This is a genomic window from Microbacterium sp. Marseille-Q6965 (genome assembly GCF_946151065.1).
In the GTDB taxonomy this organism is placed as follows: domain Bacteria; phylum Actinomycetota; class Actinomycetes; order Actinomycetales; family Microbacteriaceae; genus Microbacterium.
Window position 1 is genome coordinate 950,912 of record NZ_CAMGZA010000001.1, and the last position, 12,569, is coordinate 963,480.

13 protein-coding genes are annotated in these 12,569 nt (G+C 73.3%); 8 read left to right on the forward strand and 5 right to left on the reverse strand.

Translation table 11 applies throughout. The features are described from left to right. Positions 1-14 precede the first annotated feature (14 nt). The 5 genes from N8N77_RS04590 to N8N77_RS04610 all read left to right on the forward strand — a co-directional run bounded on the left by N8N77_RS04590 (position 15) and on the right by N8N77_RS04610 (position 4,577). Complete coding sequence (locus N8N77_RS04590) at positions 15-968, forward strand: ABC transporter permease (protein WP_261165002.1); 954 nt, start codon at positions 15-17, stop codon at positions 966-968. Next, positions 965-1,837: an ABC transporter permease gene (locus N8N77_RS04595; RefSeq protein ID WP_261165004.1), complete on the forward strand. Its 873-nt coding sequence runs from the start codon at positions 965-967 to the stop codon at positions 1,835-1,837. Before N8N77_RS04590 ends, N8N77_RS04595 begins: the two co-directional genes overlap by 4 nt. Beyond that, positions 1,834-2,640, forward strand: a complete 807-nt coding sequence (locus N8N77_RS04600; RefSeq protein ID WP_261165005.1) for an ABC transporter ATP-binding protein — start codon at positions 1,834-1,836, stop codon at positions 2,638-2,640. The genes N8N77_RS04595 and N8N77_RS04600 overlap by 4 nt, the downstream gene beginning before the upstream one ends. After that, positions 2,637-3,422, forward strand: a complete 786-nt coding sequence (locus N8N77_RS04605) for an ABC transporter ATP-binding protein (protein ID WP_261165006.1) — start codon at positions 2,637-2,639, stop codon at positions 3,420-3,422. Before N8N77_RS04600 ends, N8N77_RS04605 begins: the two co-directional genes overlap by 4 nt. A gap of 132 nt (positions 3,423-3,554) precedes the next feature. Further along, positions 3,555-4,577, forward strand: coding sequence for an alcohol dehydrogenase catalytic domain-containing protein (locus N8N77_RS04610; protein ID WP_261165007.1), 1,023 nt, complete (start codon positions 3,555-3,557; stop codon positions 4,575-4,577). Positions 4,578-4,613: 36 nt separating this feature from the next. Here N8N77_RS04610 and N8N77_RS04615 read toward each other — a convergent pair whose 3' ends face one another. Further along, entirely contained in the window at positions 4,614-5,291 is a 678-nt protein-coding gene (locus tag N8N77_RS04615; protein WP_261165009.1) for a GNAT family N-acetyltransferase, read from the reverse strand. Between the two features lie 206 nt (positions 5,292-5,497). Here N8N77_RS04615 and N8N77_RS04620 point away from each other — a divergent pair, with 206 nt between their 5' ends. Further along, positions 5,498-6,436 (forward strand): hypothetical protein, encoded by a 939-nt coding sequence (locus tag N8N77_RS04620; RefSeq protein ID WP_261165011.1) that lies wholly within the window; start codon positions 5,498-5,500, stop codon positions 6,434-6,436. A 78-nt stretch (positions 6,437-6,514) separates the two neighbouring features. On the opposite strand, the gene N8N77_RS04625 is transcribed toward N8N77_RS04620, so the two are convergent. The 3 genes from N8N77_RS04625 to N8N77_RS04635 are packed head-to-tail and all read right to left on the reverse strand — an operon-like array spanning position 6,515 to position 8,492. Beyond that, positions 6,515-7,198, reverse strand: a complete 684-nt coding sequence (locus N8N77_RS04625; protein ID WP_396652779.1) for a uracil-DNA glycosylase — start codon at positions 7,196-7,198, stop codon at positions 6,515-6,517. 11 nt (positions 7,199-7,209) lie between these two features. Next, complete coding sequence (locus tag N8N77_RS04630; protein WP_261165014.1) at positions 7,210-7,710, reverse strand: phosphoribosyltransferase; 501 nt, start codon at positions 7,708-7,710, stop codon at positions 7,210-7,212. Continuing rightward, positions 7,707-8,492, reverse strand: coding sequence for an SDR family oxidoreductase (locus N8N77_RS04635; protein ID WP_261165016.1), 786 nt, complete (start codon positions 8,490-8,492; stop codon positions 7,707-7,709). The genes N8N77_RS04630 and N8N77_RS04635 overlap by 4 nt, the downstream gene beginning before the upstream one ends. Before the next feature lie 134 nt (positions 8,493-8,626). Between N8N77_RS04635 and N8N77_RS04640 the strand changes: the two genes are divergently transcribed. Together N8N77_RS04640 and N8N77_RS04645 are read left to right on the forward strand one after the other, a co-directional pair. Beyond that, positions 8,627-9,943, forward strand: a complete 1,317-nt coding sequence (locus tag N8N77_RS04640) for a bifunctional o-acetylhomoserine/o-acetylserine sulfhydrylase (protein ID WP_261165017.1) — start codon at positions 8,627-8,629, stop codon at positions 9,941-9,943. 156 nt (positions 9,944-10,099) lie between these two features. Next, positions 10,100-11,305, forward strand: coding sequence for a homoserine O-acetyltransferase (locus tag N8N77_RS04645; RefSeq protein ID WP_261165019.1), 1,206 nt, complete (start codon positions 10,100-10,102; stop codon positions 11,303-11,305). A gap of 10 nt (positions 11,306-11,315) precedes the next feature. Here the strand turns inward: N8N77_RS04645 and N8N77_RS04650 are convergent, their stop codons facing one another. Continuing rightward, a complete protein-coding gene (locus N8N77_RS04650; RefSeq protein ID WP_261165021.1) occupies positions 11,316-12,536 on the reverse strand; it encodes an MFS transporter in 1,221 nt (406 codons plus the stop codon). Positions 12,537-12,569: the final 33 nt, after the last annotated feature.

Consider the following 12,569-nt stretch of genomic DNA (forward strand, 5'->3'; position numbering starts at 1 on the left):
GACGGGGAGCGAACGTGATCCGCTACGCGCTGACGAGGCTGCTGCTGCTCGCGGTGGGCCTCGTCGTCGCGAGCGCGATCATCTTCCTGACCTTGAGGGTGCTGCCCGGCGACGTGGCGCAACTGATCGCCGGCACCAACGGCACCCCCGAGCAGGCGGCACGCATCCGCACCGAGCTCGGGCTCGACCGCCCGCTGCTCACGCAGTACGCGGACTGGATCGCCGGAGTGTTGCGGGGCGATCTCGGCTCGTCCTTCCTGACCGGCGCGCCGGTGGCCGACGAGCTCGTCCGCAAGGCGGAGGTGACCGTGCCGCTGGGGCTGCTCGCCCTGCTCGTCGCCCTGCTGGTGGCGCTGCCGCTCGGCGTGCTCTCCGCCCTTCGCCGCGGCACGGCCTCCGGCACGGCCATCAGCGTGATCGCCCAGGGCCTGGCCGCCGTGCCTGTGGTGTGGGCGGGCATGATGCTCGTCGTCGTCTTCGCGGTGGGCCTCGGCTGGCTGCCCTCCCAGAGCTTCCCCACCCGCACCGGCTGGTCCACCCCGGGGGAGGCACTCCGGTCGCTCATCCTGCCCGCCCTGACCATCGGCATCGTCGAGGGCGCGGTGCTGCTGCGTTTCGTGCGCAGCGCGACGCTGCAGGCGATGGGTGAGGACTTCGTTCGCACCGCAGCGGCGAAGGGCCTCACCCGCACGCGAGCGCTCGTGCGCCACGGCCTGCCGAGCGTCGGCCTGTCGGTCGTCACGGTGCTGGGCGTGCAGGTGGCCGGGATCATCGTGGGCGCCGTCGTCATCGAGCAGGTGTTCAACCTGCCGGGCATCGGCCGCATGCTCGTGACCGATGTCGGCGCGCGCGATCTCGAGAAGGTGCAGGGCGAGCTGCTCGTGCTCACGGGCTTCGTGCTCGTCATCGGGTTCCTCGTCGACCTGCTGCACCATGCCGTCGACCCCCGGCAGCGGGAGGCGACATGAGCGCGCTCGCGAGGCTCTGGCGCTCAAGCACCGGCCGCTTCGGGCTCCTCGTGGTGGCGGCGGTCGCGGCCACGGCCGTCGTGTCGCTGTTCTGGACGCCGTTCGACCCGCGCGCCGTCGACACCAGCGCCCGCTGGGCCGGCCCGAGCTGGCCCCACCTGCTGGGAACCGACAACACCGGGCGCGACGTGCTGAGCCTGCTCATGGTGGGCGCGCGCACCACGGTCTTCGTCGCCGTCGGCGCCGGGCTCGTCGCCACGCTGTTCGGCCTGGTCCTCGCGGCGCTCGGGGCGCTCACCCCCCGCTGGACGCGCGAGGCCGTCGCGGTGCTCATCGACATCCTCATCGCCTTCCCCGTCCTGCTCATCGCGATGATGATCTCGTCGGTGTGGGGCGGCTCGCTGTGGGTGGTCGTCTGGGCGGTCGGCATCGGGTTCGGCGTCAACATCGCCCGCGTCACCCGGCCCGAGCTGCGGCGCGTGCAGCGCAGCGACTTCGTGCTCGCGGGCCGCGCCGCCGGGCTCACGCCGTGGCAGAACCTGACGCGGCACCTGCTGCCCAACGTCGCGCCGATCTTCATCGTGCAGCTGTCGTGGGGGATGGCCGTGGCGGTGCTCGCCGAGGCGGGCCTGTCGTATCTCGGCTTCGGCGCGACGGTGACGGAGCCGTCATGGGGGCTGCTGCTGAGCGAGCTGCAGCGCTACATCGCCCTCCACCCCACGTCGGTGCTGTGGCCGGGCCTGGCGATCACCCTCACGGTGCTGGCGCTCAACCTGCTCGGCGACGCGCTGCGCGAGGCGACCGATCCCACGCTGCGTCACGGCGACCGTCAACGGATCCCGCACACCACGCCGGGGGTGGTCGCGTGAGCCTCGAGGTCCGTGACCTCACGATCGACATCGACGGCCGGCGCGTGGTGGACGGCGTCTCGTTCGACGTGCCCGACGCGTCGCGCGTCGGCCTGATCGGCGAGTCGGGATCGGGCAAGTCCCTCACCGCGCTGGCGATCCTCGGGCTGCTGCCCGAGGGCGCCGCCGCGACCGGATCGGTCCGCTGGGACGGCGCGGAACTGCTCGGCATGCCGGAGCGGCACCTCGCGCGCCTGCGGGGCGATCAGCTCGCGATGGTGTTCCAGGAGCCGCAGACGGCGCTGAACCCCATCCGCACCGTCGGCAGGCAGATCGCCGAGGCGGTCCGGATTCACCGCGGCGTCTCGCGCGCGCAGGCGCGGCGCATCGCGGTCTCGGAGGCGGCGCGCGTGCGGCTGCCCGATCCGGAGTCGATCGTGCACCGCTACCCGCATCAGCTCTCCGGCGGGCAGCGCCAGCGCGTCGCCATCGCCATGGCGCTCGCATGCGGCCCGCGCCTGCTCATCGCGGACGAGCCCACCACCGCACTGGACGTGACGATCCAGGCGGAGATCCTCGATCTGCTCCTCGGCCTCGTCGACGATGCCGGCATGTCGTTGCTGTTCATCACCCACGACCTCGCCGTGCTCTCGAAGGTCGCGACCGAGGGGATCGTGCTGGAGCACGGCCGCGTCGTCGAGTCCGCGCCGGTGCCCCGCCTGCTGACCGCGCCGGAGCACCCGGTGACGCGAGGGCTGCTCCGCGATGCCACGGCGACGCTGTGGCGGGGCGGCGCGCAACAGGACGGGGGCGCGAGCGCATGAGCGAGGTGCTGATCCGGGCCAGCGGCCTGAGCCGGGAGTACGCGGCGCTGCGGCTCACCGCCTTCTCGCCCCGCCGCGTCACCACGGCCCTGCAGCCGACCGACCTCGAGATCGCGCGCGGCGAGGCCGTCGGCGTGATCGGGGAGTCGGGGTCGGGCAAGTCGACGCTCGTGCGTCTGCTGCTGGGGCTCGACCGCCCCACCTCCGGCACGGTCGAGGTGGACGGCCGGGCCGTCGACGCGCGGGCCTCGGCCCGCTCGCTGCACTGGCTGCGCCGCATGACCGGCATCGTCTTCCAGGATCCGTACGCGTCGCTGGATCCACGCATGACCGTCGAGCGCATCGTCGCCGAGCCGCTGTGGGCGCTGGGCGTCGACGGCGATCACCGGGCCCGCGTGCGGGAGGTGCTCGCCGACGTGGGGCTCGACCCCGAGGCGGCGGCGCGGCATCCGCACGAGTTCTCTGGCGGACAGCGCCAACGTATCGCCCTGGCGCGCGCGATCGCCCACCGACCGCAGGTGCTCTTCGGCGACGAGCCCCTGTCGGCGCTCGACGTGACCGTGCGCGCACAGATCCTGGAACTGATCCGCGGGCTGCGCGAGCGCGAGGGCCTCACGCTCGTCATGGTGTCGCACGACATCGGCGTCGTGCAGAACCTCTGCGACACGGTCGTGGTAATGAAGGACGGCGCGGTCATCGAGTCCGGTCCCACGTCCGAGGTGTTGCGGCGCCCCCGCGAGGACTACACGCGCCGCCTGCTCGCGTCGATCCCGACGATCTGAGCCCCGCCCGCATCGGGCCGGGTCGGGAATCCGATCCGTGCAATTCACCTCGCGTTCACCCGACATACCGGGTGCGTTCCGCACGAGCGGCGACCCTGGGGAGACGCGGTCGGCGAGCGAGGGGGTGGCGGCGTGAGCGTACGCGAGGTGACGACCGGCACCACGGCCGCCGCCGTGGTGCGCGACGGCATGGTCTCGGTGGAGCGCCTCGCGCTGCCGCAACCCGGCCAGGGTGAGCTGCTCGTCGCAGTCGACCTCGCGACCGTGTGCGCCTCCGACCGCACGACACCGACCTCCGGCCCCGCGCGCGTGCTGGGCCACGAGGGGATCGGACGCGTCATCGCGGCCGGTCCGGGTGCCCCCGCCGGCGTGAAGGATCGGGTCGTGTGGGCGCCCACCGTCTCGTGCGGCCGGTGCGACCGCTGCCGCGGCGGCCGCACGTCCGCCTGTCGTATGCTGCGCCGGTTCGGAGAGGAACCCGTCGACGGCGGGTGGCCGCTGTCCGGGTCGTTCTCGGCGCACCTGCTGCTGCCGCGCGGCGCCGCCGTCGCGCGCGTGCCCGACGTGCTGTGCGACGCCGTCGCGGCGTCCGCCGGTTGCGCCGCCGCCACGGTGATGGCCGCGCTCGACGTCGTCGGCCCGATGCGCGGCGCGCGGGTGCTCGTCGGGGGCGCCGGCATGCTGGGCCTCACCGCCGCGGCCGTGGCGACCGACCGCGGCGCCTCCACGGTGGTCGCCGTCGATCCCGACGCCTCCCGCCGCGCCATGGCCCGCGCCTTCGGCGCCACCGAGGCGGTCGCCCCCGGCGCCGCCCTGCCGGATGTCGACATCGCGATCGTGTTCCGGATGTCGCCGGCCCCCGCGTTCGATGCGCTCGCGATCGGCGGCACGCTCGCGCTCGTCGGCGCGCGTGCCGCCGCCGAACCGCTCACGCTCGATACCGCCCGGCTCGTCGAGCGGCGGCTCTCCGTCGCGGGGGTCCTCGGCGCTGAGCCGCGGCACCTCACCGAGGCGGTGGCCTACCTCGCGGAGGCGCGTGACCGCTGGCCGTGGGAGCAGCTGGTCTCCCCCGCCGTGCCGCTGTCGTATCTGCCGACGCTGCTGACGCAGCCGGCGCCCGTCGCCCCGCGTGCCGCGGTCCAGCCGCGCCGCTGACGTCTCACCGCCTCGGCCGCCGCGGCGCAGCGCCGCTCAGCGGGCAGGAGCGTCGCCGCTGAGCTCGTCCGCCGCGTTCTCAGGCTGCTCCGACGTGCCTCGCCCGAAGATGCGGGACAGCACGCCCGGCTTCTTGCGGGGCTTGAGCTGCTTCTGCAGATACACGGTGCCCAGCCAGCGGCCGAACTTGAAGCCGACGCGCCCCATCCGCCCCACCTCGACGAAGCCGAGCTTGCGGTGCAGGGCGATCGAGGCCTCGGCGCCCTTGTCGCTGATGACCGCGACGAGCTGGTGCAGCCCGACCTCCTCGCAGGCCTCGATGAGCGCCTCGAGCAGCGCGCGACCGAGTCCCTTCCCGGTGGCGGCCTGCCCGAGGTAGACGGAGTTCTCCACGGTGTAGCGGAACGCCGACTTGCCGGCCCACGGAGAGACGAGCGCATAGCCGAGCACCTGCCCCGTCGGGGCGACGGCCACGAGGAAGGGCAGGCCCAGCTTGCGCAGGTGCTCGAACTTCTCGACCCACTGCCGGTGCGTCCAGCGCTTCTCGTCGAACGTCACGACCGAGTTCATGACGTAGTAGTTGTAGATCTCCCGGATGTCGGGGATGTCCTCGAGCCGTGCGGCGCGGATCTCGTACGAGAACGGGCGCTCGTCGCCCGCCTGCCGGGTGCGCAGGTGGTTCCTGCGGCGCCTCTCGTACGACTCGTCGAGCATGCACTCAGATTACGCGCTCGCCGCCGCGCCCCCGCGCGGCAACGATCCGGTCGCGCGGCAAGCATCTCGCGCTGCCGCATCCCCGCGCGGCAACGCTCCCGTCCCGTGGCAAGCATTTCTCGCTGCCGCGCGGCACAAACGTTGCCGCGCGGCGAGAGTCCACAGGCATCCTCGCCAGCGGGGCGTCCGCGGGCATGCTGGGGCCCATGATCCCGACCCCGCGCCGACTGTTGGCCGCCGACGGCCTGAGCGACCGCGCGATCCGGGCGGCGGTGCGCGAAGGCGCGCTGCGTCGCATCAGGCGGGGTTTCTGCGCCGACGCCGCCGATTGGTCGGCCGGCTACGCCGAGGCGCACGAACGCGCCTTGGCCCAGGCGGCCCATGCCGCCGCGCGGTTCGCGCCGGTCTTCTCCCACACCACGGCAGCGGCACTCCACGGTCTCCCGCTCGTCGACCACGACGCCGACCGCGCGCACGTGATGGCCAGGCAGTCGCGATCCGGCGGGTCCAACGCGGCCGTCCTTCGCCACCGCGACCGCTGGGACGGATGCTCCGTCGAGCTCGCGGGGCTCCGGGTGACCCCGCTGGCGCGAACCGTGCTGGACGTCGCGCGCTGCACTCGCCGCACCACCGCCCTGGCGTGCGCGGACGCCGCCCTCCGCCGCGTCGGGCTCATCCCAGGGACCCGCGCGCTCGACATCGGCGCGGCGGAGGCGCTCCGACGCGACGCGCTCGCCCTCGCCGACGACGCCCGCGGCGCCCCGGGCATCCGCCGCGCCCGCGAGGTGATCGGGCTCGCGGATCCGCGTGCGGAGTCGCCCGGCGAGAGCGTGAGCCGGCTGCACCTGCACGATCTGGGATTCCGCGGCATCGGCGTGCAGGTGGCCGTGGCCGCGGGCGGCTCGGTGTACGTCGTCGACCTGGAGTTCGCCGGCATCCTGGGCGAGTTCGACGGCGCGGCCAAGTATCTCGACGCCGGGATGCGCGGGGCCCGGTCGGCCGAGCAGGTCGTGTGGGATGAGAAGCGCCGCGAGGACCGCGTCCGCGCCGCGACGGGCAAGCGGATGCTGCGCTGGGGATGGCCGGAGATCGCCACCCGCGAGCGCTTCCGCCGCTTCCTGCTCGAACACGGCATCCGTCCGTGACGGCGCGCGGCAACCTTGTTGCCCGCCGGCAAGCGGTTTTCGCTGCCGCCCGACGGGAACGTTGCCGCGGGCGGCGGTCTAGTTCACGCGCCAGTCGACGGGACCCGCGCCCTGGGCGCGCAGCAGCTCGTCGACGCGCGAGAAGGGGCGGGATCCGAAGAAGCCGCGGCTGGCCGACAGCGGCGACGGGTGCGCCGACTCCACGCGCGGGACGTCTCCGAGCAGCGGCGCGAGCGAGCGGGCCTGGTTGCCCCACAGCACCGCGACCAGCGGGCCGCCGCGGGCCGCGAGGGTGCGGATCGCGTGCTCGGTCACGCGCTCCCAGCCCCACCCCTGGTGGGAGGCGGGCGCGCCCGGACGCACCGTGAGCACGCGGTTGAGCAGCATCACGCCCTGGTCGGCCCAGGACGACAGGTCGCCGTGCGGGGCGGGCGGGATGCCCAGGTCGTCCTCGAGCTCGCGGTAGATGTTCGCGAGACTGCGCGGGAGCGGCCTCACGTGACGCTCGACCGCGAACGACAGGCCGATCGGATGACCGGGGGTGGGATAGGGATCCTGGCCGACGACGAGCACGCGCACGTCCGCGAGCGGGCGCTGGAAGGCGCGCAGCACGCGCTCCCCCGCCGGCAGGTACGGCCGCCCCGCTGCGGCCTCCGCACGCAGGCGGTCGCCGAGAGCGGCGATGTCGCCGCCGACCGGCGAGAGTGCGTCGGCCCAGCCGCTGTCGATCAGGCCCGCCTCCGCCAGCTGCGGCAGGGTCATCCCCGGCATGTTCACGCCGTCGGGGCGAGGCCGGCGTCCTCCTCGATCACGGAGCCCGAGACCGACCAGGGGAAGTCGATCCAGAGGTCCGTGTCGCGCCACGCGTAGTCGGGCTGGATGATGGTGGACGGCTTCGTGTAGATCGTCGCCGAACGCACGACGGCCCCCTTCTCCGCCAGCAGGTCCACCGCCATGCGGAGCGTGCGCCCCGAGTCGGCGACGTCGTCGACGAGCAGCACGCGGCGACCGTCGAGGTAGTCCATGTCGAGCTCCGGGGGCAGCACCTCCGGCGCGTCGCGCACCGTGCCGATGCCCGTGTAGAACTCCATGTTGATCGCGCCGCAGTTCTTCACGCCGAGACCGTATGCCAGAGCGCCGGCGGGTAACAGGCCGCCCCGCGCGATCGCCACCACCACCTCGGGGAGGAAGCCGTCGGCCACGATGCGGCGCGACAGCTCGCGCGTGGCGTCGCCGAAGCCCTGCCAGGTGAGCGTCTCGCGCTGCGCCGTCATGCGCGCGACCCCCGCCGCGGCGCGAGCGGACCGCGGTGCAGCATGTGCTGCGCCGCCTGCGCGACCGGACGCATCGTCACGAGGTCGAGGTTGACGTGGCCGGGGGCTCCGAGGGCGTAGGCGATGACGTCGGCGACGTCCTCGGCTCGCAGCGGACCGTCCACGTCGGCGTACAGCGCCTCCACGGCGCCCGGATCGCCGGTGCGATTGAGGGTGAACTCCTCGGTGTGCACCATGCCGGGGGCGATCTCGACCACCCGCAGTGGCTCGCCGTTCAGCTCCTGCCGCAGCGCGTGCACGAGCATGCTCTCAGCGGCCTTGGCGGCGTTGTAGCCGCCGCCGCCCGGGTACGCCGCCTGCGCGGCGGTGGAGGTCACGAACAACAGGTCGGCGTGCGTGGCGCCGTCCGCGGCGGTGCGGCGCAGCTGCGGCAGCAGCGCCTGCACGAGTCGCTGCGCCGAGAGGGCGTTCACCTCGTACATCCACAGCCAGTCGGCGGCCGCACCGTCCTCCACACGGTCGGTGCCCTTCGCCCCTCCGGCGACGTGCGCGATCGCGTGGAGGGGGCCCGTCGCCAGGTGCGCCGCGAGAGCGTCGACGTCGGCCTGCGACGTCAGATCGGCGGCGAACGGCTCCGCCCCGGTCTCGGCGGCGAGCGCGTCGAGGCGGTCGGCCCGTCGCGCGACGGCGACGACGTCCCATCCGTCGCGGCGCAGCGCCCTCACGGTCGCCGCGCCGATCCCCGAGCTCGCCCCGGTCACGACCGCGCGTCTGTTCGCCATGACTCCACGGTATCGCGGCGCGGGACGGGGATTGTGACGTCGCGTTTCCCGCCCGTTGCCGCCCGCTCGCCGACACCGTAGCGTCGCCTGTGCGACCGGAGGAAGGCCGCGCACGAGAGATACGAGGACGCATCATGAGCGAGAACTGGCGCTTCGAGACCAAGCAGATCCACGCCGGCGCGCAGCCCGACCCGACGACCGGGGCGCGCGCGACGCCGCTGTACCAGACCACGGCGTACGTGTTCCGGGACGCCGACCACGCGGCGAACCTGTTCGCCCTCGCCGAGACCGGCAACATCTACACGCGCATCATGAACCCGACGCAGGACGTCGCCGAGCAGCGCATCGCGGCGCTGGAGGGCGGCACGGGCGCGCTGCTGGTGGCCAGCGGTCAGGCGGCCGAGACCTTCGCCGTGCTGAACATCGCACAGGCGGGCGACCACATCGTCGCATCGAGCGCCATCTACGGCGGCACGTACAACCTCTTCAAGTACACGCTGGCCAAGCTCGGCATCGAGACGACCTTCGTCGAGAACCAGGACGATCCCGAGGCGTGGCGCGCCGCGGTGCGACCCCACACGAAGCTCTTCTTCGCCGAGACGGTGGGCAACCCGCAGGCGAACGTGCTCGACATCCAAGCCGTCGCCGACATCGCCCACGAGAACGGGCTGCCGCTGATCGTCGACAACACGATCGCCACCCCGTACCTCATCCGCCCGTTCGAGCACGGCGCCGACATCGTCGTGCACTCGGCGACGAAGTTCCTCGCCGGCCACGGCACCGTGATCGCGGGTGCCATCGTCGACGGCGGACGATTCCCGTGGTCGCAGCACGCCGACCGTTTCCCCGGCCTCACCGAGCCCGACCCCTCGTACCACGGTGTCAGCTACACGGGAGTGCTCGGCGACGGCGTCGCCTACATCACGAAGGCACGTGTGCAGCTGCTTCGCGATCTCGGAGCGGCGATCGCGCCCAACAACGCGTGGCAGCTCATCCAGGGCCTCGAGACCCTCTCGCTGCGTATCGAGCGGCACGTGCAGAACGCGCAGGCGGTCGCCGAGTGGCTGGAGGCCCGCGACGATGTCGCCTCGGTCAGCTACTCGGGGCTGCCCAGCTCGCCCTGGTACGAGGCGGCCAACCGCTACGCGCCCCACGGCGTGGGCGCCGTGCTGTCGTTCGAGCTGAAGGGCGGCGTCGACGCCGGCCGCGCGTTCGTGAACTCGCTGAAGCTCTTCAGCCACCTCGCCAACATCGGCGACGTGCGCTCGCTCGTCATCCACCCGGCGTCGACGACGCACTCGCAGCTGACCCCCGAGCAGCAGCTCACCGCCGGTGTCACGCCCGGCCTCGTGCGGCTCTCGGTGGGCCTGGAGAACGTCGACGACCTCACGGCCGACCTCGCCCAGGCGCTCGAGGCGGCGCGCGCCGGCGCCCTCGCCGCGCGCGCCTGACGCCGCCACGAGACGAGACGCCCGAGCCGAGGCGTCGCCCGCGGTCCGTTCAGGATGCGGGGGACCCACCTCGGCTCGGGCGGTTCGCCGTCTCGGGGCCGCACGCGTTTGTAATACTCCGGCGGCGCGACGCCCCGGCACGGCAGAATGAAGCGGATGGACTGGCAGATCTCCGAGGACACCGTCCCGTCCGCGCTCATCACCGAGCAGGACGCGCGGTCGATGGTCGGCCGTCCCCCCGCGACCGGCGCGTGGCGCGAGGGCGATCCCGTCGGCGAGCGCCGCTTCGCGAGTTTCGGCGAGCTGCGCACCGAGAGCGGGCGCGCGCTGCCGTCGTTCCGCATCGCCTACGAGACGTGGGGCGAGCTGAACCCCGCGCGCGACAACGCCGTGCTCATCGCGCACGCCTTCACCGGTGACAGCCATGTGGCGGGGCCCGCCGGTCCCGGCCATCCCACCGCCGGCTGGTGGGACGACATCGTGGGACCGGGCAAGCCGATCGACACGGACCGCTGGTTCGTCGTGGCGCCGAACATGCTCGGGGGATGCCAGGGCTCGACGGGGCCGGCCAGCGTGCATCCGGACGGGGATCCGTGGGCCTCGCGCTTCCCCTACCTGACGATCCGCGATCAGGTCGAGGCGCAGGAGGGGCTCGCCGACGCGCTCGGCGTCGAGGTGTGGGCGGCCGTGATCGGCGGCTCGATGGGCGGGATGCACGCACTGGAGTGGGCCGCGACCCTGCCCGAACGCGTGGAGCGTCTGGCGGTGATCTCGGCACCCCCGCTGAACACCGCCGACCAGATCGCGCTGAACTCCGTGCAGCTGCAGGCGATCGAGATGGACCCGCGCTTCCGCGGCGGCGAGTACTACGACGCCCCCGACGGCGAGGGGCCGCACCGTGGCCTCGCCCTGGCGCGGCGCATGGCGCTGTTGAACTACCGCAGCCCGACCGAGCTGAATCAGCGCTTCCAGCGATCATGGCAGTCGGGCGTGAGCCCGCTCGGCCACGGCGGCCGCTTCGCCGTGGAGTCGTATCTCGACTTCCACGGCAACCGGTTCACGCGCCGCTTCGACGCCAACAGCTATGTGCGCCTCGTCGAGGCGATGGACTCGCACGATGTGGGCCGCGAGCGTGGAGGCGTCGAGGAGGCGCTCTCGCGCGTCACCGCCCGCACGCTCGTGCTGGGGATCGACTCGGACCGCCTCTTCCCCATCGGGGGGCAGCACCGGATCGCCCGCGCCATCCCGCGCACGCTCGACGGCGATCGGGCGGTCGTGATCTCGAGCGACTTCGGCCACGACGGCTTCCTCATCGAGACGGCCGCCGTCGGGCACCACCTGCGGCGCCTCCTCGACGAGTGAGGGGCGGCGATCAGGCCGCGACGCGCGCGGAACGCCGGTCGACGACGAACGAGGCCAGCGCGATCGCGGCGCCCGCACACGCCAGCACCGCCCCGGCCCACGCCGGCGCGACGTAACCCAGCCCGGCCGCGATGACGGCGCCGCCCACGGCGGCACCCACGCTGTTGCCGATGTTCAGCGCGGAGTGGTTGAGCGCCCCGGCGAGCGCCTGATGCTCGTGCGCCACGTCGAACAGGCGCAGCTGGATGGCGGGGTTGATGAGCTGGGCGATGAACCCGAAGACGAAAAGGGCCACGACGAGCGCGACGGCCCAGCTCGACAGGATCGCGACGACGACGGACGCCGCCGACATGCCGACGAGCCCCGCCACGAGCGTGCGGGTCACGCTGATGTCGGCCAGACGCCCTCCGAAGAGATTGCCGACGACCATGCCGAGGCCGAGCGCCATGAGCGCGAACGGCACGAGCCACTCCGGCGCGCCGGCAGCCTCGGTCACGAGCGTGGCGACGTAGCTGTAGACGGCGAAGAACGCGCCGAAGCCGATCGCTCCGATCCCGATCGCGAACCACACCTGAGGGATGAGGAAGACGCGCAGCTCGTGCCGGAAGGTCCGGTTGGGGTCGCCCGCCTGCGCGGGCAGGAACCGCGCGCACATGACGAGCGCGAGCGCGAAGACGAGCGCGACGACGACATAGGCCGCACGCCAGCCCACCGCCTGCCCGAGGAACGTCCCGGCGGGCACGCCCACCACGTTCGCCACGGTCAGGCCCGTCATCATCAGGGCGACCGCGTGGCCCCGCCGCTCGGGCCCGAGCAGCTCGCTCGCCACGAGCGCGCCCATGCCGAAGAACGCCCCGTGCGGCACCCCGGAGAGGAAGCGGGCCACGGCCACCAGCTCGAAGGTCGGGGCGACCACGGTGAGGGCGTTGAAGAGCAGCAGCGCCGCCACCAACGCGAGCACCACGCGGCGGCGCGGGAAGCGCGAGGCGAAGCCGGCGATCGTCGGCGCGCCGATCACCACGCCCAGGGCGTAGAGGCTGATGAGCAGGCCGGCGCGCGCGATGGCGTCCTCCGTGCGCGTGGCGTAGAGCGCCGGAAGCAGGTCGTCCGCGATGCCGGGCAACAGGCCCATCGAGACGAACTCGGTCATGCCGATGCCGAAGGCGCCGATGGCGAGCGAGAGGAGCGCCAACGTCGCCGCACCCCTCGACACGGGGGTCGAGGAGGTCACCACACGAGTCTAGGGCCGCGTCTCGCGACCCGC

Excerpts from the sequence above, each read along its gene's own strand:
- N8N77_RS04595 (WP_261165004.1), top strand. The coding sequence starts at position 965 with ATGAGCGCGCTCGCGAGGCTCTGGCGCTCAAGCACCGGCCGCTTCGGG.
- N8N77_RS04605 (WP_261165006.1), top strand. The coding sequence starts at position 2,637 with ATGAGCGAGGTGCTGATCCGGGCCAGCGGCCTGAGCCGGGAGTACGCG.
- N8N77_RS04615 (WP_261165009.1), bottom strand. The coding sequence starts at position 5,291 with ATGCTCGACGAGTCGTACGAGAGGCGCCGCAGGAACCACCTGCGCACC.
- N8N77_RS04620 (WP_261165011.1), top strand. The coding sequence starts at position 5,498 with ATGATCCCGACCCCGCGCCGACTGTTGGCCGCCGACGGCCTGAGCGAC.
- N8N77_RS04625 (WP_396652779.1), bottom strand. The coding sequence starts at position 7,198 with ATGACCCTGCCGCAGCTGGCGGAGGCGGGCCTGATCGACAGCGGCTGG.
- N8N77_RS04630 (WP_261165014.1), bottom strand. The coding sequence starts at position 7,710 with ATGACGGCGCAGCGCGAGACGCTCACCTGGCAGGGCTTCGGCGACGCC.
- N8N77_RS04635 (WP_261165016.1), bottom strand. The coding sequence starts at position 8,492 with ATGGCGAACAGACGCGCGGTCGTGACCGGGGCGAGCTCGGGGATCGGC.
- N8N77_RS04640 (WP_261165017.1), top strand. The coding sequence starts at position 8,627 with ATGAGCGAGAACTGGCGCTTCGAGACCAAGCAGATCCACGCCGGCGCG.
- N8N77_RS04645 (WP_261165019.1), top strand. The coding sequence starts at position 10,100 with ATGGACTGGCAGATCTCCGAGGACACCGTCCCGTCCGCGCTCATCACC.